Consider the following 17,899-nt stretch of genomic DNA (forward strand, 5'->3'; position numbering starts at 1 on the left):
CGGGCGCTCTCGGATGGCGGCGACGCGCTGTACGTCTCAGTCGGCTAGAACCCGCGTTGGCGGAAAGCTGATTTCGACCAGCGTGCCTTCGCCGGGCGTCGAGTTGATGGTGAACTTCGCCCGATTGGCCTCGACCATCGCCTTGGTCAGCGGCAGGCCGAGACCGGTGCCGTCGCCGCGCGCCCGCTTCAGCGAATTGATCTGCTTGAACGGCTTCAGCGCCTGCTCGATCTCCGACGACGACATTCCGATGCCGGTGTCGCGCACCCGCATGACGACTTCGCCCGCCGCCTCATAGGCGGTCGAGACGATCACCTGGCCGCCGGCCTGCGTGTAGCGGACAGCGTTGGACAGGATGTTGAGCGCGATCTGGCGCACGCTGCGCAAGTCGGCCACCACGTCGGGCAGGCTGGAGGCAAAGCTCGAGCGGATGATGACGCGCTCGCGATTGGCCTGCGGCTGCATCATCGCCACGGTCTCCGACAGCGTGTCGTTGAGCGATACCGCCTCGTAAGCCATTTCCTGCTGGCCGGCCTCGATCTTGGAAATGTCGAGCAGGTCGTTGACGAGGTCGAGCACGTGGTTGCCCGAACGGTTGATGTCGCGCAGGTAGTCGCGGTAGCGGTCGTTGGCGACCGGACCGAACTTCTCGTCCATCATCAGCTCGGAAAAACCGATGATGGCGTTGAGCGGCGTGCGGATCTCATGGCTGACGCGGGCGAGGAAGTCGGTCTTCTGCGAGGATGCCCTTTCGGCAAGCGCGCGCGCCTGGGTAAGGTCTTCCTCGGCCCGCTTCCACTGCGTGATGTCGCGCACCACGGCGCAATAGCCACTTTCGCCCGGCAGCTTGCCGATGGTCATGAACAAGGGGATGAAGCGGCCTTCCGCCTCGCGCCCGATCACCTCGCGCCCGTCGTTGAGCACGCTCGCCACACCGTTCTCGGAAAGGCCGGCAAGATAGTCCCGCGCGGCGCGCTGGCTTTCGATGGCAAACAGCGAGGCGAAATGCTTGCCCACGACCTCGTCGCTCTCGAAGCCGAACAGCGCCTCGGCGGGGCGGCTGATCGAGCGGATCGTGCCGTCCGGCGAGATCAGCACGACGCCGTCGGTCGCCGTATCGATGATGGTGCGCATCTCGGCGACGCGCGCCTCGAGTTCGGCGATCAGCGGCGACTGGCCGGCGGCGAAGCCGCCTTCCTTGCTGCGCGAAAGCACCAGCAGGAGCGCCTTGCCGCGGTTCCACGGCACCGACTGCAGGAAGGCCTCGACCGGGATTTCCTCGCCGTCGCGCGTCTTCAGGCGCAACTGCCGGTCGACCTTTTCGGGCGCGTCCTCGTCTTCATAGCTGTCGGCGAAAAGCACGCCGATGCCGCCGGCCTCCGCGAGTTCCTCCACCGACCCGTAGCCGGTCAGCACAGCGAACTCGTCATTGGCGTAATGCAGCGTGTCTCCGGAGTGAACCAGCACGGGCACCGGCAGCTTTTCGAGGATCGACAGGCCGGCTGCGGATTTCGGCGCGACGTCGGCCAGCGCGGCGGCGGCTGCCTTGCCACGCCTGTCGGCGGGTTCTCCCGGTAATGCCTCGCTGCCGTCGCTTGGGCCCTGCGGAGTTTCGCCGCCGGCGACAGCGTCCGGCGCGGCCTCGCTGGCTGGCCCGGACGGATCCTCCTTGGCGGAAGGCTGCTCGGCGTCGGCGGCGGGCCCTTCCGTCCGCGCCGGCTCGGGCGTCGAAACATCGAGGCCCGCGGCTTCTTCCATCTCGACCAGCGTGAACTTGCGCCAGCCGGGCGCCCGCCTCGACGCCGGTTCGTCGTCTTTCTCGGCGCGCGGCGCCTCGTCCTTCGTCTCCGAGGACTGCTCTGCCTGGATTTCGGTCGACGGCTCGTCGGCAGCCTCGGCGGATGGCCCGGATGCCTCAGTGTAGGGTGCCTGCTGGGCGTCCCACTGCGCGAAGTCGAGCAGCGACATTCCGGGCCTGCCGGGCTTCTCGGCTGCCGGCTCCTCGGGTGTTGTTTTCCGTGCCGGCGCGGAATCGGTCGCATCCTCTCCGGCAGCCGGCGCGCCGGCCGAAGCCAGCTCCCCCTCATCGTCGGCGGAAGGCACAGCCTCGTCCGCGCCGTCGATGCGGCGCAGATCGTTTGTCTCGGCCTCCGTGTCACCCGTCGGCTCCGCATCGGGGTCTACCGCTGCGATATCCGGCACCTCGGGAGCGTCGGGCGTCTCGGCCTCGAACGGTGCGCCGGGCGCCTGAACGGCCTGCGTCGTCTCGTCGGTTTCGGCGGGAGAGTCTTCCGTTGCCGGCGGCGATCCACGCGTCGACGCGCCGTCTTTCTTCAGCCGCTCGCCGATCTGCTGGAAGGCGAGGCGCTCGCCGGAAGAAAGGCCCTTGTCGTTGTCGGCAGTCGGGCGGCGCTCGGCCAGCCGGATCACCTTGTCGGTGAAGCGTCGGTCTTGCGCAGGCACGATGCTGAGCGCCGGAACCTCACCGCGGAAAGGGTCTGCCGGCGGTTCGGATGGCTTGTCGGAGGCAGGGTCGCTCGCCGCGACGTCCTCCTGCGGCTCCGTCTCGATCTCTTCCTGCCCAGCGCCCGAGGCGGCGGCGACGTCCTCGGCGTGTGTCATCGTCAGCGCCAGGCCGGTCGCCCGCGGATCGACCGTGGCATCGCCGGTGCGCGCGACGCCGAAGCCGCGAAAGCCCTCGAAGGCACGGTTGCGGTCGTAGACCGGCAGGGCGGCGAGATCGACGGGTACCTGCAGGTCGGTGCCGGAAACCGGCCACATCACGCTGCGGCCCGACCAGGTATCGCGCCGCGCCAGCAGGCCGGCAATGTCGCCCTTGGGATCGAGACCCAGGGCCCTGGCTACCTCGTCGAAGCTCCGGCCGACGATATCGGCGGCTTCCTCGCCTACCGCGTCCGCGAATTCCGGCGAGATCTGGCTGAACTTGCCCTCGGCATCAGTGCGCCAGACGAAGCGAACCGGCCCGGTGGCAGATGATGGACGAGCAGTGGAAGGGGACGGCGGCACCGTCGCGATATCGCTTTCTGGCTCGACTGTGTTGGCGGGCTCTGAGTCCAAGGGCAGATCCGAGGAGGCAGGGTCGGCCGTTGGCGTGCCGGCTTCGTCCGCCGGGGCGACTTCGGTCGGCTCTTCAGTGGGCATGCCCGCACTGTCAGGCCTTTCGGCGCCCGGCGGCTGCCGCTTGCCGGCCTCGCTGAAGTACCAGCTGTCATGCGAAGGCGTCTCGCTGCCTGATAGCTTGGCTTCGGCCGGGGCCTCACCGGCAGTCGGTTCGGTCGTTGACGGAGCGGGAGTTTCGGCGTGAGGCGCCAGGGCGGGCTCGCTCGTGTCGGGCCCGGAGCCGCCCTCGTCGATGACGACGAGCAGGTTGCGCCTTTCGGTCAGCCGCGCGAGGCCGGCCGGCAGGGAGCCGCTGGCGCCGGGAATCATCTGCTTGACGATGCGATCGGCCTCTTTGGCTGCCTGCCGCACGAGGTCCGCCAGCGTGTCGTGCCCTAGGCCAAGCGCGTCGAAGCCGGCCGAGGCGGCCTCGACATTGCCGTCGGCGTCCAGGAAGGCGGCAAAATGGCCGACTTCGGCAAAACCGCCGATCGCCCGTTCGGCAATGTCGCGCTCGCTGCGCGCGCCGCCGGTCGGCGCCGGTGCGGCAAGCAGGATCGCCGCCTCGCCGTCGGGCAGCACCAGCGAGCTGGCGAGGAATGAGACCATGCGGCTCGTCATGCCCGTCGTCATGCGCAGTTGCACCGGCCGGTCGCGCCCGATGTTCGGGAAGCCGCGCGTCGCGGCGATCTGCCGGCGCGTCGCCATGCCGAGCCGCGATGCGGCCCCGATGCCATCCTCGATGTCGGCATAGCCGAGCAGGGCTGCGCCCGGACCGTTCGCCCAGATCACCTCGTCGAGGTCGCTCGACAGGATGGCCAGCGCGTCGCCAGAAGCGAAACGTTCGCGCACGCCGTCAAGGGCAGCGACATCGAGGAAGGAATAGGAAGCAGAAGGCATACGCGGAACAGGACCCCTCTCTGACGGTACGCGGCCATTAACCGTTTATTAGTAATGCGGGTCGCCTCCAGCGTCCATAAAGCAGAGGGCGCAAAGCGGGCTATTTGGCGGCTTGGTTAACCGCCGTCAGGAATTTATGGTGCAGCGCAACAAAAATGTTGCAATGCACCATGACATGGTCTATATAGGCTGCATCACCAATCAGACGGCTTTCCAGCAAGCCGCTTCTAACAAAGGACAGGAAAATGGCCAAGACAGCAGAGAAGACCAACGAATTCATGGAAAACGTCGAGTTCCCGACCTTCGACGCATCCAAGGCTACCGACCAGATCCGCGCTTTTGCAGAAAAGGGCGTCGAGCAGTCGAAGGAAGCCTACGCCAAGATGAAGTCCGGCGCCGAAGAGACCCAGAAGACGGTTGAATCGACCCTCGAGACCGCCAAGTCCGTGTCGAACGAGATGTCGATGAAGACCATTTCGGCACTGCGCGCCAATGCCGATGCCGGCTTCAACCACCTCGAGGCCCTCGTCGGCGCCAAGACCCTTTCGGAGGTCTTCGAGCTGCAGACCTCGTTCCTGCGCAAGCAGGTAGAGAGCGGCGTCGAGCAGGCCAAGGAATTCCAGGCGACCGCCACCAAGGCTGCCGAGGAAATCTCCAAGCCCGCCAAGACCGCCTTCGAGAAGGCGATGAAGGAACTTAAGGTCGCCTGATCAGTTAAGGCGACAGCAGATACCTGGAAGGCGGCACCTCCTCCCGCTTCCTTCCGGGGTGACCAGCCGGCACCTCCTCCCGCCGGCTCGTAAAAGGAAAAGGCCGGCACCTCCTCCCGCCGGCCTTTTTCTTTGCCTGCATGTCTGTGGGCGGCCTGGCCGCCGTCCGGCATGCCAAGGGCATGGAGGCACAAGGCCTTCCGCGTCGTTTTTGCGCGCAGAACCGGCTTGAATTAAGTTTCGATAGCCCGTATGCACCGCTACGCCAAAGGCAGGGCGTGCGGTTGTAGCTCAGTTGGTTAGAGCGCCGGATTGTGGATCCGGAGGTCGGTGGTTCGAGCCCACCCAACCGTACCATTCCAAAACCCCGAAATCGTCCGATAGCTTGCCCGCGTGCGGGACTGCGAGATGTTCCTCGGCTACCCCGTCGCCTGTCGCCTGGTGCCCTGTTGACGCCGATGTGTCCGCGAGCGTCCGGGCAAACCGCCGACCGGGTCTCGTGTCGGCTGCAGCTTTGCCGTTTCGGCCAGTGCCATCGCGTCGAAACTCCACAGCATGGCAATGATGTCGGAAGAGGCGGACGTTTCGGCCAACCGGCTGAGGTCGGCGCGGATCAGCTCGCTGTCGAGCACCGAAGCAGCCTCCGGGTAGCCTTCCTTGACCAGTTTTGAGACCACGTCGAGCGGGCCATGCCCGGTGACGGCAAGCGCGTGAGCGCGGTTATAGATGTGATCCAGGCGTTGGTTACTATCCATGATGACACCACCCTTTTCATTGTCAGGGTTGTCAGCAAGAACAGGCTGCAGGCCGATTGGTTCCGTTGGCGGAGGACGCCACCTCCCGGTCGGGCGCGGGCGTGGGCGCGCCTAGCCCCTGATCGGCAGGCTCCGCATCGTCTCCATGGTATGCTCGAAAGAGTGGATACCGGCATCCGACCCGAGTCCAGTGGCGACCAAGGCCGCGCTTGCCTGGGCGAAACGCAGTGCCGTCTGGAGATCCATCTGGTGATGCAGCGCGGCAATGAAGCCCGCATCGAAGGCATCGCCGCAGCCGGTCGTGTCCACGACGTCTATTGAATAGGCCGGCGATTTCAGCCGAGTTCCCTCACGGTCGGCATAATAGGCGCCCTCGCTGCCGAGCGTGAAGATGCAGGCCGTCGCTCCCCCGCCGAGATAGAATTCAGCGCAGGCTTCCGGTCCCTCGAGACCCGACATGTCCTGCGCTTCCTCGATCGAGGGCATGAAATAGTCGACATGCGGCAGCAGGGGCAGCACCAGATGCGCCGTCGAGGCGTTGCCGGCCAGGAGGTCGAGCGTGGTGGTCCGACCGCGCCGCTTGGCTTCGGCCAAGAGGTCGGTGCTGCGCTGTCCGTCGAGCCTGCTCAGCAGGCCCGTGCCGCCGAGATGCACGATCGGCGCATCGAGCACGCGGTCGTAGTCGGTGGGCAGGACATCGAAATGGTCTGAAGCGCCGCGCACATGCAGCGCCGGGCGGTCGCCATTCGGGCGCACGTTGAGGATCGACGCCGAGGTCGGCACGCCGGCGATGCGCTGCATGGCCGAGGTGTCGACGCCGAACTTGCCAAGCGTCATCAACACCCAGTCGGCCTTCTCGTCGTCGCCGACAGCACCGACTGCCAGCGCCTTCAGCCCGAGCTTCGCCGCGTCGATGACGGTGCCGCCGGCGGTGCCCGCGACGGTGAGGCGGATCTCGTCGATGAAGTCGACATTGCCGCGATCGGGGATTCGCTCGACCGGCCGGCCGAGAACGTCGAGGATGTAGAGCCCGATAAACGATGCATCGTATGTCATGGCGTCACCCGCTCTGCCGGGTGGCGGTGGTATCTGCTTTTCATCGGCTCCCCCCGGTGCCTTCGGCGGCTTTCGACGGCCTGCCTGTCCTCGGCGCCATGATCGCGGCGACGAGCGGGGGACGTCAAGCCGACCCGAGTTTTTCGATCAGCCGATCCTTTGGCAGCGCCGGGACGAAGTTGCCGTCGCGCCCAGTCATGTCCTCGTTGGCCGTCAGGCTGTTGAGGATCGCTTCCTCGGTCGCCTGAACCACCGCGTCGAAGAAGGGATTGATGTCGATGTCGGGAATATAGGCCGCCTGCAGCAGCGTTCCCGACTTTCCCGTTGCGGCCTCCGCGTTCGCCGTGGAGAAGGCGAGAAAGATGTCGCCCGACGTGGTGTAGCCATAGCCGCCGGTCAGCGCGATGCCGAGTGGCACGCGCTTGGCAAGCCGCTCCATCTGGTGCGGCATGAAGGGCGCGTCGGTCGCCACGATGGCGATGATCGAGCTCTTTTCGGCGCGTGGTGTGCCTTCGCGGATCGCTGGTTCGGCGAGTTCCGGCCCGACGCGGACACTGCGCACCGTCAGATTGTGCCGCGTGCCGAAATTCGCCTGCACGAAGACGCCGACCGTGTAGCGCCCGCCATTCCACTCGACCATCCGCGATGCCGTACCCGAACCGGCCTTGAAGCCGAAGGTGATCATGCCGGTGCCGCCGCCGACGCTGCCTTCCTCGACCGGTCCGCCGGACGCCTGGTCGAGCGCCGAATAGACATGCTCGAAAGTCACATGGTGGCCGTTGATGTCATTGAGAAACCCGTCATAGGTCTCGCCCGCCACCGGCAGCGCCCAGGCGCTGTCGAGCGCTTCGGGCAGCGCCTTCTGCATCCAGCGCAGCGTGCCATCGCGTGTCACGCCACAGGAGTGCGTGTTGGTGATGGTAATGGGAAAATTGAACGCCCCGAGTTCCTCGATCAGGTGCGAGCCGGTCAGTTCGCCGTCGCCGTTCTGGCTGAACATGCCGGCAAACACCGGCTCGGCCAGCCGCTCGCGCGGCCGCGGCAGGATCGCCGTCACGCCGGTCCGCACCGGTCCCTTGCCGACATCTAGCGAGCCTTCACCGGAGATCAGCGTGGTGTAGCCGAGTGACACGCCGGGCACGTCCGTGATCGCGTTGTGCGTCCCCGGTTCGCCGTCGAAAGAAATGCCCAAGCCGCGCGCACGCGGCTTGCCGGAAGGGGTAAGGAGATGGGGATTGTTCACATTGGCCTCAGAATAGCGAGCCCTGGCTGCCGGGCATTTTCGGTTTGCTTGCCGGCTTCGGCGACGGTTTCGGCCGTGCGGCCTCGCTGGTCGCAATGACCCCGGCCACGCCGTCGGCAAAGCGCAGCGACAGTTCCGTTCCGGGCGAGACGTCCGCGGCGCGCCGCAGCACCGCGCCGTCCGCGTCCATGACCAGCGCGTAGCCGCGCTCGAGGATCGCCTCGTCCGATAGTTTCAGCGTCGACAGCAACCGCTCGGCCTGGGTCAGCTTGGCGCGAAGCCGCTCCAGCCGGAAGCCGATCGCCTGGTCGCCGCGCCGTGCCAGCGCTTCGAGCGTCTCGGCTGCCCGCCGGTTGCGTCGCGCCACCGGCTCGGGCGACAGCCGCGCCACGACCCGCCTGAAATGGGCTCGCCGCTCGCGCACAAGGCCCGACAGCGCATTCTGTGCGCGGGAAAAATCGCGGTCGCTGGCCCTGCGCGCCTCGCCGATTCGGCGCGACAGCGTCGCCGGCGTCAGCCTGACCGCGCCGAGCCGCGCCCGCTTGCGCTCGGTGGCGACGGTTAGCGCCCGGCCGAGCCGGCTCGTCGCCTCGTCGAAGCGGCGGCGTGGCAGCGCCAGAAGCTGGTCGGGCGAGGGCAGGGCGCGCATCGCTGCGCGGAGCGCCGTTCGCTTGCGGTCGAAATTGCGTGTCGTGCAGGCGCGCAGGCGCGCCGACAGGCTGGCCAGCGTCGCCTCCAGCTCTGCCTTCACCGGCACCGCCATCTCGGCCGCGCCCGTCGGCGTCGGCGCCCGCATGTCGGCGGCAAGGTCGATCAGCGTCCAGTCGGTCTCGTGGCCGACCGCCGAGATGATGGGGATGTGCGATGCTGCTACCGCGCGGGCCAGCGCCTCGTCGTTGAAGCCCCAAAGGTCCTCGAGGCTGCCGCCGCCGCGCGCCACGATAAGCACGTCGGGTTGTGGTATCGGTCCGTCTGCGGGCAGCGCATTGAAGCCCTCGACCGCTGCGGTCACTTCCGCGCCGCTCGTCTCACCCTGCACGCGCACCGGCCAGACGATGACATGCAGCGGGAAGCGGTCCTTGATGCGGTGGATGATGTCGCGGATGACCGCGCCCGTCGGTGACGTGATGACGCCGATCACCATCGGCATGTGCGGAAGCAGCTGCTTGCGGCCGGCGTCGAACAGGCCTTCCTCGGCCAGACGCTTCTTGCGCTCCTCCAGCAGCGCCATCAGCGCGCCGGCGCCGGCGGGCTCGAGATTGTCGATGACGATCTGGTATTTCGACGATCCGGGGTAGGTCGTCAGTTTGCCCGAGGCGATGACCTCCATCCCCTCTTCGGGGCGGAACTTCAGGCGGCCCATCGTGCCCTTCCAGACAACAGCGTCGATCTTGGCGCGGTCGTCCTTCAGGCTGAAATAGGCGTGGCCGGAGCCGTGCGGGCCGCGGTAGCCGGAAATTTCGCCGCGCACCCGCACATTGCCGAACGCGTCCTCGACGGTGCGTTTCAGCGCGCCGGAAATCTCGCTCACGGTGAATTCGGCGGCGTTGGTCTTCGAATCGGTTGCCTGATCGCTCATCGGGCGATTCGTGCGGATTCCCGGGCGAGGGTCAAGTGCCGTCGCCCGATGGGCGCCGGCGGCCGTGCCTTCCTGGTGCTACTTGTTCGCGCCGATGATGGCGCCCGTCGCAGCGCCGCCGATGCCGCCGATCAGCGCGCCGGGCGTTCCGGCGATCGCTGCACCGGCAACGGCGCCGGTTCCCGCGCCGATCGCGGCGCCAGAGGCCGTCCGCGTCACCTTGGTCGATCCGCAGCCGGCGAGCATTACGGAAACCATCGTTACGGCCAGGATGCGGGTCATGCTTGTCTCCGTCGGTGCGGGGTGCCGACTGAGACTGGCCGCTTGCGGTTAATGATTGCTTTCCGGACCGCGAATTTACCAGCCCGGAAGGATGTGGCCGGGCTTCGTCTTGCGCCCGCGAGAGGCGGCCAGCGCAGCCATGTCGAAGCCTGCCGGCGCGTCAGTCATCGGCACGGAGATGTTGTCCAGGCTGTCGGAAATGTGCCTGGCGATTGCATCCACGAGTTCCGGTCTGGCCGAGGCGCCGCGGATGATGCCGATCTTGCAGTCGGGCAGCGCGCCGAAGCCGTCGGCATCGCTGAGCACGCGCATCCCGGGCCGCAGCGCACACTCCGGCAACACGGAGATCGCCAGTCCCGACAGCACGGCCGCGGTAATCACGGTGGCCGACCAGCTCGTGAACAGGATGCGGTATTCACGGTTCATCTGATCGAGAACCTGGCAGGCCGAGCGGCGCCACACGCAGGTGGGCCGGCCGAATGCCATTGGTAGGATCGTTTCCTCGTGGATGGCGTGATTGGCCGATGCCACCCAGAGCAACGGTTCGCGTCGCACCACTTCGGACTGTCCGCGTTCGGCATTGTGGGTCACGATGGCGAGGTCCAGATTGCCGCGCTTGATGTGGTCCACCAGACCAGGCGTCGGCTCGCAGATGACGGTCAGTTCGACGCGCGGGTTCGAACGCGCAAAACGCGCCATGATCTCGGGCAGGAAACGGTCGGCATAGTCGTCGGGTGTGCCGATGCGCAACGTGCCCTCGAGCGCCCGATCGTCAAACGCGCTCAGTGTCTCGCGGTTAAGATGCATCATCCGCCGAGCATAGGACAGCAGACGCTCGCCCTCCTCGGTCAGCTTGTTGGTTCTGCCATCCTTCTCGAACAGCGGCTTGCCGATACGCTCCTCGAGGCGGCGCATCTGCATCGACACGGCCGACTGGGTGCGGTGCACCTCGTCGGCGGCGCGGGTGAAGCTGCCGGTGTCGGAGATGGTTATGAAGGTTTGGAGCTGGTCGAGATCGAGGGGCGCGGCCATCGGGGGATCCATCATCCTTGCTGATGATAAAGATTAAAAACATTCGTTGGATAAATCAATGACCCGATGGCAATGTCGCAGGGTCAGCAGCGGCAGGATCAGTAGGACCGGAACGGGACCAGCCATCGGGCGGTCGCGCCGGATCGGAGGACTCTTGCCCGCATTCAAGGAGAAAGACCATGACCACGCTCACCCACGACGTCTCGCATTCGATGTCGGCGACCGCACGCCCGTCCATCGCGACGGTTGTGGTGAACGCGATCGTGAAATTCCTGCGGGCCTGGAAAAACCGCCGCGCCTTCTATCGCCTCGGCGAGATGTCGGATGCAGAGCTCGCCGATATCGGCTTGACGCGCGCCGACCTCAACGTTGCAATCGACCTGCCCTTCGGCAGCGATCCGACGTCGCATCTGGGCTCGATGGCGGAGACGAGGCGCGTCGAGGCGCTTGCCCGCCTGACGGCCTAACCCGGTAACCGTTACGCAGGCTCCCCGAAAACCCGCCGGCTCCCCCTCCGGCCCAGCCTGCACATTGCCCGGTCCCAAAGGACCGGGCTTTTTCGTATCAGCTTCGCAGACCCGGCGCCTCGTGGCCGGTGCGTGCGACATATTCGGTATAGCCGCCGCCATAGGTGTGGATGCCATCCGGCGTCAGTTCCAGCACGCGGTTGGACAATGCCGCAAGGAAATGCCGGTCATGCGAGACAAACAGCATGGCGCCCTGGAATTCCGAAAGTGCTGTCACCAGCATTTCCTTCGTCGCGATATCGAGATGGTTGGTCGGCTCGTCCAGCACCAGGAAGTTCGGCGGGTCGAACAGCATCTTGGCCATCACCAGCCGCGCCTTCTCGCCGCCTGAAAGCACGCGGCACTTCTTCTCGATCTCGTCACCCGAAAAGCCGAAGCAGCCGGCGAGCGCCCTGAGCGGCGCCTGGCCGGCCTGCGGAAAATCGTCCTCCAGCGACTGGAACACGGTGCGGTCGCCATCGAGAAGCTCCATCGCATGCTGCGCGAAATAGCCCATCTTGACGCTCGGTCCGCGCGCCACCGTCCCGTCATCCGGTTCGGCCGCCCCTGCAATCAGCTTCAGCAGCGTCGATTTACCGGCGCCGTTGATTCCCATCACCGCCCAACGCTCGCGCCGTCGAACCTGGAAGTCGAGCCCCTCGTAGATCGTCCGGCTGCCATAGCTCTTGTGCACGCCTTTCAGCGTCGCCACGTCCTCGCCGGAGCGCGGCGCAGGCTGGAACTCGAAATTCACCGTCTGGCGTCGCTTCGGCGGCTCGACGCGGTCGATCTTCTCCAGCTTCTTTACCCGGCTCTGCACCTGCGCGGCGTGGCTGGCGCGCGCCTTGAAGCGCTCGATGAAGGCGATTTCCTTGGCCAGCATCGCCTGCTGGCGCTCGAACTGCGCCTGCATCTGCTTTTCGCTCTGCGCCCGCTGCTGCTGATAGAACTCGTAGTCGCCCGAATGCGAGGTCAGCGCGCCGCCATCGATCTCGACGATCTTGTTGACGATGCGGTTCATGAATTCGCGGTCGTGCGAGGTCATCAAGAGGGCGCCTTCGTAGCCCTTCAGGAACTCTTCCAGCCAGATCAGGCTTTCGAGGTCGAGATGGTTGCTCGGTTCGTCGAGCAGCATCGCGTCGGGCCGCATCAGCAGAATCCGTCCCAGCGCCACGCGCATCTTCCAGCCGCCCGACAGCTTGCCGACGTCGCCGTCCATCATCTCCTGGCTGAAGCCGAGGCCGTCCAGCACTTCGCGCGCTCTTCCGTCCAGCGCGTAGCCGTCGAGTTCCTCGAAGCGCCCCTGCACCTCGCCGTAGCGCTCGATGATCGCGTCCATCTCGTGGGCGCGCTCCGGGTCGCTCATCGCGGCTTCCAGTTCGGCGAGTTCGGCCGCCAGCTCGCTGACCGGCCCCGCGCCGTCCATCACTGCCGCCACGGCGGAGAGGCCGGCCATGTCGCCGACGTCCTGGCTGAAATACCCGATGGTGATGCCGCGCTCGACAGACACCTGGCCCTCGTCGGGCTGCTCTTCGCCGGTCATCATGCGAAACAGCGTCGTCTTGCCCGCGCCGTTGGGGCCGACCAGCCCGACCTTCTCGCCCTTGAGGAGGGTGGCCGAGGCTTCGATGAAGACGAGCTGCTGCCCGTTCTGCTTGCTGATGCTTTCGAGACGGATCATGGTGCGGAGAAGCCTGAAAGAAGAGTTGTTGCGCGCCCATAGCCGATGGGCTCCGCCGGCGACAGTCCCGCAATTGACGCAGGACGCGGCTTTTAGGCCCTCCTTTGGAGAAGCTCCCGGTAATGACCGCTGTCAGGAGACCTTCGGCCTGCGCATTACCAGCAGCGGGCAGCGTTCGGCGAGAGGATAGTCGCCGCTGGCAACCAGCGAGACGTCCTCGAAGTAGCGGGATGCCTCCTCGGCCAGTATGTCGGCCGTCGCGAAGGTGTAGACGGCAGGCGAGCCGGCATAGAGATCGATGGTGCCGATCGTGTCGCGGGACCAGCCCGTGAGCGAGGCAAGCGCGTCGCGATCCGGAAACAGGCCATGGATCGTATCGAGGATGCTCTGGACAGCTATCCGGCAGTCGGCGTCCTCCGATACGCAGGCCATGGCGGCGCGCCACTTCAGCACATGAAAATTGGCGACCGCCCCGGCCTGGGTATCCCTGCGGACCGTGTCGAGGGTCTCGCGCTGTTCGGGCGCTGCGAAAAGCCGGACACTCGCGGCGCCGTCGGGTGCCAGGACCCGCGCGATCTCGCGCAGGAGCCCGAGCCTCGCATCGCGGCTGTCCACGGCACTGAGGCAGCCGTCGCCGACGACGCAGTCCATGCTGCCGGCCTCGACCGGGAGTGCGAGCCAGTCGCCGAGCATGGCCCGTCGGGAGCCATCATTGCCCGGCCAGATCTTGGCGATCATCGAAGCCGAGGAATCGACAGCGATCATGCTGCGGCTGAGGTCGCTGAGTTCGGGCGTAACGCCGAGAAGCAGCACCGTCTTTCCGGCGGGTTCGAGAACGCGTTCGACGGCACGCACAACATCCGGCGGCGGGCGGAGTGGTGCGCCAAGCTGCTGCCAGCGCCGGTCGTAGGCATCCCAGTGCTTCGCCATCGGCAGGTTTCCGTTGCGTGAGCGTGTGAAGCGTGGGAATAGCCTGTCCTCGCATCCGCCGCAATCGCGGCTATTCTGTCGCCGAGACAACCGACATCGTTCGACTGCATGGCCAGAATCGTCATCATCACGCATGAGTTCGACCATTTCCTGCGTCGGCGCTGGCCGTTTTTCGTCAAGACCAGCGCGTTCCAGATATTCGACGTGATGCGTGAACTGCAGCGTCGGGGTCATACCGTCATCCTTCAGCAGGGCCTGGCCCGCGCGACCGAGGGCGATGCCGCGCTGCTGCATGTCGACAGCACCGTCGTGCCGCAGGACTATGTCGACTATGCCGCCCGCTTTCCGGTCTGCCTGAACCTCGCGACGGCCGATATCTCGAAGCGCCGGATCAGTGGTGCGCTGCTGTCGCGCGGCGACGACTGGCCGGGCCCGGTCATCGTCAAGACCGACCTGAACCGCGCCGGGCTCGCCGAACGCCGCCATTATCGCCACGCCCTGCGGGCCGGCAGGCCCCTAACCGGTCCGATGCCCCCGGCGCCGACAGACTACAAGGTCTACGAAAGCCTCTCGCTCGTTCCCGAATCCGCCTTCGACGACCCGGCCCTGATCGTCGAGCGCTTTCTGGCCGAGCCGGAGCCCGACGGGTTTGCCGCGCGGTTCTGGGTGTTCTGCGGCGATCGCGGACGCTGCGCCCGCTATGTCGCCTCGAGCCGCATCGCCAAGGGAAAGGACACGCTGCGAAGCGAGGAAGTGCAGGTGCCGGACCAACTCCGCGCCATCCGTGAGAAACTCGGCTTTGACTACGGCAAGTTCGATTTCGTTATGCATGACGGGCTGGCGATCCTGCTTGACGCGAACCGCACGCCCGGCCGGCCGCGCGCGCTGCGCAAGAGGCTCGAGGAGGGCGCACCTGAACTCGCCGACGGCTTCGAGCAGGTCATGCGCGCCAGGGGCTGAGGGCACCGATGCTTGCGGGAAGCCGAATTCTGGCCGATCCGAAATGCACTTCCGGTTCCGACAAGAGTTGGCTTTGTTGGACAGTAATGTAAAGAAATCTAGTCGACCCAATCTAGTGGTCGGCCCTGTCTGCAGCCGCAGTCGGCAGACCAGATATCCTTTTGAACTCTAACTATTTTGAGAACAGGCCTGCTTGCTGCATGACGTAAAGTCATTCCATGCATTCATCGTGAGCTCTATTGACGCTTTCTTAAGGCGGCGCGGCGTTGATGGAGGTGCATTCTCGCCCGGACCAACTGTACTCGATGCCGCAACGTCCAGCCAAAGCCCTGCTGATCGACCTCCTGAGCGATGTTCTGGAGATGGTCGCCTATGGTGAAGATGCGAAGTCGGAGATCTGCTGTGCAGGCGCGCGGAAACCTTCGCTCCGGAAGTCATTTGCTCAATCCTTTATGTCGATGACGAACGAAAACTGAGGCCACTGGCCGCCCCGAGCCTCCCGGAGCACTATTCGGCAGCGCTTGACGGTCTGCCGGTTGGACCGAAGGTCGGCTCCTGTGGAACGGCGGCTTTTCGCGGAGAGCCTGTCGAGGTCGACGATATAGAAAACGACGAATTGTGGGCCGATTTCAAGGCGCTCGCCCTGCCGCTCGGTCTGCGCGCCTGCTGGTCGAGCCCCATCAAGACGCGCGACGGCCGCGTCGTCGGCACCTTCGCCTTCTACTATCGCAAACCGCGCGGTCCGACGGCTCACGAGCGCCAGATCGTTGCGCGCTGCACGCATCTTTGCGCAGTGCTGATAGAGAACAACGAATTCCGTCGGCGAGCCCATGACGAAGCCTTCATCGACGCGATGTCGGGGCTTCCCAACCGCGCGAGTTTCGACGTCCGTCTTGAGGAGATGACCGCCGAACAGAGGCAGTTCGCCCTGCTCTTCGCCGACCTGGACCATCTGAAGCGGGTCAATGACACGCTGGGTCACGCCGCCGGCGACGAACTGATCCGCATCGCATCGACGCGCCTGAAGTCGGTGAGTCCGGACGTCGAGGTCTTCAGGCTGGGTGGCGACGAGTTCGCCTTCATCCTGCGTGCATGCGAGTCCGAGCCCCAGATGGTCGCAATCGCCCAGTCGCTTATCCAGGCGGTCGGCCAGCCGGTCGAATACCAGGGCATGACGCTGCAGCCTTCGCTGACGGCGGGCGGCGTGTTCCAGGGCGAGACCGGCTCCGACAAGAACACGCTCTACCAGAATGCCGATTTCGCGCTCTACCATGCGAAGGACGTCAACCGCGGCGGCTTCGTCTCATTCCGCCAGGGCATGCGCACCACGATGACGCAGCGCTTGCGCGCCATCGCCGAGGTCGACGAAGCCTTGGCAGAAGGCCGCATCCTGCCGCATTACCAGCCGATCGTCCGCCTCGGGACGGCCGAGATCGTCGGTCTGGAGGCGCTTGCGCGCATCAGGACACGCGACGGCGGCATCATGGCGGCGGCTGAATTCCATTGCGCACTGAGCGATCCGCGCATTGCCTACGCCCTGACCAGCCAGATGCTGGTCCAGGTCGCAGCCGATATCCGCCACTGGCTGGCCCTCGGACTTCCGCTCCAGCATGTTGGCTTCAACATCACCACCGCCGACCTCCAGAAAGGCGATCTCGAGCGACGTGTCGCGGCAGCCTTTCCCGATGGCGAGGAGGCGCTGCGGCATCTCATCCTGGAAGTGAACGAGGCCGTCTTCGTCAACGACGACATGGTGGCCGACGAGATCAAGAGCCTGCGTGGCAAAGGCATTCTCGTTGCGCTCGACGACTTCGGCACCGGCTTCGCCTCCCTGACGCATTTGTTGGACTTCCCGGTCGACATCATGAAGATCGACAAGTCTTTCATCGACAGGATCGTCGACGACCCGTCGAGCGCGGTCATCGTTCAGGCCCTCCTCGACATCTCCCGCAAACTCGGCATGCGCATCGTTGCCGAGGGCGTCGAGACCAAGGAGCAAGCCGAGAGGCTGATGGAAATGGGTTGCACCATGGGGCAGGGCTACTACTTCGCCCGCCCGGCATCGGCTGCAATTACGGCGGAACTGCTCACCCGCTTTGCCCATCGCCCGTCCGACAAGACGCGCAGCATCGCCAGCCGGACGGCCGCAACCGGGCAGCGCGCGAGACGCGCCCGCTAGGCCAACCGTGCTCAGCCGCTAGCGGTAGCGGTCCATCCCCTTGGAGAACTGGTCGAAGATCGATCCGATATTCTTCTCGTATTCGTCGCGCTGCTTGGCGCCGGTCTCGAACATCTGGCCGAACAGATCGTCGTAGGGGTTCTTGGCAGGCCTTTCGGGCGCCTTCTTCTGCCGCGCCCGGGGTTCGGGTTCGGGCGGGGGTGACGGTTGCTGCCGGGGTTGGCCTCCCTGCATCATCTCCTCGAAGATCTTGCCGAGCGGGTTGTCGCCCCATGGGTTCTGAGCCTGCGCCTGCGGCTCGGGCTTGCGCCGCTGCTGCGGTGCCGGCTGCTGTGGCATGCCGCCGCCGAACATGTCCTTGAGCACCTTGCCGAACGGATTGTCGAACGGATCCGCCGGCTGAGCCTGCCGCGGCTGGGGCGCCGGCTGCGGCGTACGTCCGGCCATCATGTCGCCGCCCTGCTTCATCATCTGCTCGATGATCTCGCCGAGCGGATTTCCGGCACCACCGAAGCCGGCCGCCTGCTGCGCACCGGGCATCTGGTTGGTGGTCTGCTTGTAGAGCCCGCCCATGATCATCGAGGCGATGACTGGCAGCATCTGCTGCAGCACCTGCTGGCCGACGCCGGTTGCCTGCGCCGCCTGTGCGGCCACCGCGCGCGACAAATCCTTCGAGCCGAAGAGGTGCCCCAATATGCCGTTACCCTCGTCGACGCCCTGCGGCGCGAAGGCCTTCTGGGCGTCCTCGAAGTATTTCGCATGGTTGCCCGACGCCATGGCGCTCATGAACGCGGCGACGCCATAGGGATCGGAGGCATTGCGTTTCAGCCCCTGGCTGAAGGCGGGCATCAGCGCCTCGACGGCGGCCTGTGTCTGCTGCTGCGACAGGCCGAACTGCCGCGACAATTGTTCCATCGCATGGCCGTTCTGCGCATTTGCCAGCATGTCGAAGAGGGGAAGCATGAA

The 17,899-nt window shown here is 65.7% G+C and carries 15 protein-coding genes and 1 tRNA gene; 6 read left to right on the plus strand and 10 right to left on the minus strand.

Annotated elements, in window-relative coordinates; translation table 11 throughout:
• Positions 1-36: 36 nt before the first annotated feature.
• Positions 37-4,020: a PAS domain S-box protein gene (locus tag ACT2BZ_RS12900; protein WP_457935550.1), complete on the minus strand. Its 3,984-nt coding sequence runs from the start codon at positions 4,018-4,020 to the stop codon at positions 37-39.
• Positions 4,021-4,265: 245 nt separating this feature from the next.
• On the opposite strand from ACT2BZ_RS12900, the gene ACT2BZ_RS12905 reads away from it, so the two are divergent.
• A complete protein-coding gene (locus ACT2BZ_RS12905; RefSeq protein ID WP_457935551.1) occupies positions 4,266-4,730 on the plus strand; it encodes a phasin in 465 nt (154 codons plus the stop codon).
• A 280-nt stretch (positions 4,731-5,010) separates the two neighbouring features.
• A tRNA-His gene (locus ACT2BZ_RS12910) sits at positions 5,011-5,087 on the plus strand.
• 62 nt (positions 5,088-5,149) lie between these two features.
• Here the strand turns inward: ACT2BZ_RS12910 and ACT2BZ_RS12915 are convergent.
• From ACT2BZ_RS12915 to ACT2BZ_RS12940, 6 genes are all read right to left on the minus strand, one after another.
• Positions 5,150-5,485 (minus strand): hypothetical protein, encoded by a 336-nt coding sequence (locus tag ACT2BZ_RS12915; RefSeq protein ID WP_457935552.1) that lies wholly within the window; start codon positions 5,483-5,485, stop codon positions 5,150-5,152.
• A gap of 111 nt (positions 5,486-5,596) precedes the next feature.
• Complete coding sequence (locus ACT2BZ_RS12920) at positions 5,597-6,541, minus strand: carbohydrate kinase family protein (protein WP_457935553.1); 945 nt, start codon at positions 6,539-6,541, stop codon at positions 5,597-5,599.
• Positions 6,542-6,665: 124 nt separating this feature from the next.
• Complete coding sequence (locus tag ACT2BZ_RS12925; protein ID WP_457935554.1) at positions 6,666-7,784, minus strand: DmpA family aminopeptidase; 1,119 nt, start codon at positions 7,782-7,784, stop codon at positions 6,666-6,668.
• Between the two features lie 7 nt (positions 7,785-7,791).
• Positions 7,792-9,363 carry an exodeoxyribonuclease VII large subunit gene (gene xseA, locus ACT2BZ_RS12930; RefSeq protein ID WP_457935555.1) on the minus strand — a complete coding sequence of 524 codons (1,572 nt, stop codon included), beginning with the start codon at positions 9,361-9,363 and terminating at the stop codon, positions 7,792-7,794.
• A 78-nt stretch (positions 9,364-9,441) separates the two neighbouring features.
• Positions 9,442-9,645, minus strand: a complete 204-nt coding sequence (locus ACT2BZ_RS12935; RefSeq protein WP_457935556.1) for a hypothetical protein — start codon at positions 9,643-9,645, stop codon at positions 9,442-9,444.
• 75 nt (positions 9,646-9,720) lie between these two features.
• Positions 9,721-10,677, minus strand: a complete 957-nt coding sequence (locus ACT2BZ_RS12940; protein ID WP_457935557.1) for a LysR substrate-binding domain-containing protein — start codon at positions 10,675-10,677, stop codon at positions 9,721-9,723.
• A 179-nt stretch (positions 10,678-10,856) separates the two neighbouring features.
• On the opposite strand from ACT2BZ_RS12940, the gene ACT2BZ_RS12945 reads away from it, so the two are divergent.
• Positions 10,857-11,144, plus strand: a complete 288-nt coding sequence (locus ACT2BZ_RS12945; protein ID WP_457935558.1) for a DUF1127 domain-containing protein — start codon at positions 10,857-10,859, stop codon at positions 11,142-11,144.
• 97 nt (positions 11,145-11,241) lie between these two features.
• Here ACT2BZ_RS12945 and ACT2BZ_RS12950 read toward each other — a convergent pair whose 3' ends face one another.
• The gene (locus ACT2BZ_RS12950; RefSeq protein WP_457935559.1) at positions 11,242-12,864 is read right to left on the minus strand and encodes an ABC-F family ATP-binding cassette domain-containing protein; all 1,623 of its coding nucleotides are present in this window, start codon (positions 12,862-12,864) and stop codon (positions 11,242-11,244) included.
• Positions 12,865-12,996: 132 nt separating this feature from the next.
• The gene (locus tag ACT2BZ_RS12955; RefSeq protein WP_457935560.1) at positions 12,997-13,794 is read right to left on the minus strand and encodes a class I SAM-dependent methyltransferase; all 798 of its coding nucleotides are present in this window, start codon (positions 13,792-13,794) and stop codon (positions 12,997-12,999) included.
• 108 nt (positions 13,795-13,902) lie between these two features.
• On the opposite strand from ACT2BZ_RS12955, the gene ACT2BZ_RS12960 reads away from it, so the two are divergent.
• The 3 genes from ACT2BZ_RS12960 to ACT2BZ_RS12970 all read left to right on the plus strand — a co-directional run bounded on the left by ACT2BZ_RS12960 (position 13,903) and on the right by ACT2BZ_RS12970 (position 16,933).
• Complete coding sequence (locus tag ACT2BZ_RS12960) at positions 13,903-14,754, plus strand: hypothetical protein (RefSeq protein ID WP_457935561.1); 852 nt, start codon at positions 13,903-13,905, stop codon at positions 14,752-14,754.
• 266 nt (positions 14,755-15,020) lie between these two features.
• Positions 15,021-15,230 (plus strand): hypothetical protein, encoded by a 210-nt coding sequence (locus ACT2BZ_RS12965; RefSeq protein ID WP_457935562.1) that lies wholly within the window; start codon positions 15,021-15,023, stop codon positions 15,228-15,230.
• Positions 15,200-16,933 (plus strand): putative bifunctional diguanylate cyclase/phosphodiesterase, encoded by a 1,734-nt coding sequence (locus ACT2BZ_RS12970; RefSeq protein WP_457941300.1) that lies wholly within the window; start codon positions 15,200-15,202, stop codon positions 16,931-16,933. Before ACT2BZ_RS12965 ends, ACT2BZ_RS12970 begins: the two co-directional genes overlap by 31 nt.
• Before the next feature lie 18 nt (positions 16,934-16,951).
• Here ACT2BZ_RS12970 and ACT2BZ_RS12975 read toward each other — a convergent pair whose 3' ends face one another.
• The gene (locus ACT2BZ_RS12975; protein WP_457935563.1) at positions 16,952-17,896 is read right to left on the minus strand and encodes a DUF937 domain-containing protein; all 945 of its coding nucleotides are present in this window, start codon (positions 17,894-17,896) and stop codon (positions 16,952-16,954) included.
• Positions 17,897-17,899 lie beyond the last annotated feature (3 nt).

This window comes from Mesorhizobium sp. 10J20-29 (genome assembly GCF_054130485.1).

Bases quoted from the DNA above. Each gene is read 5' to 3' on its own strand.
- ACT2BZ_RS12960 (WP_457935561.1), top strand. From the start codon at position 13,903: ATGGCCAGAATCGTCATCATCACGCATGAGTTCGACCATTTCCTGCGT.
- ACT2BZ_RS12945 (WP_457935558.1), top strand. From the start codon at position 10,857: ATGACCACGCTCACCCACGACGTCTCGCATTCGATGTCGGCGACCGCA.
- ACT2BZ_RS12920 (WP_457935553.1), bottom strand. From the start codon at position 6,541: ATGACATACGATGCATCGTTTATCGGGCTCTACATCCTCGACGTTCTC.
- xseA (WP_457935555.1), bottom strand. From the start codon at position 9,363: ATGAGCGATCAGGCAACCGATTCGAAGACCAACGCCGCCGAATTCACC.
- ACT2BZ_RS12940 (WP_457935557.1), bottom strand. From the start codon at position 10,677: ATGGCCGCGCCCCTCGATCTCGACCAGCTCCAAACCTTCATAACCATC.
- ACT2BZ_RS12900 (WP_457935550.1), bottom strand. From the start codon at position 4,020: ATGCCTTCTGCTTCCTATTCCTTCCTCGATGTCGCTGCCCTTGACGGC.
- ACT2BZ_RS12955 (WP_457935560.1), bottom strand. From the start codon at position 13,794: ATGGCGAAGCACTGGGATGCCTACGACCGGCGCTGGCAGCAGCTTGGC.
- ACT2BZ_RS12935 (WP_457935556.1), bottom strand. From the start codon at position 9,645: ATGACCCGCATCCTGGCCGTAACGATGGTTTCCGTAATGCTCGCCGGC.
- ACT2BZ_RS12950 (WP_457935559.1), bottom strand. From the start codon at position 12,864: ATGATCCGTCTCGAAAGCATCAGCAAGCAGAACGGGCAGCAGCTCGTC.
- ACT2BZ_RS12975 (WP_457935563.1), bottom strand. From the start codon at position 17,896: ATGCTTCCCCTCTTCGACATGCTGGCAAATGCGCAGAACGGCCATGCG.
- ACT2BZ_RS12915 (WP_457935552.1), bottom strand. From the start codon at position 5,485: ATGGATAGTAACCAACGCCTGGATCACATCTATAACCGCGCTCACGCG.
- ACT2BZ_RS12905 (WP_457935551.1), top strand. From the start codon at position 4,266: ATGGCCAAGACAGCAGAGAAGACCAACGAATTCATGGAAAACGTCGAG.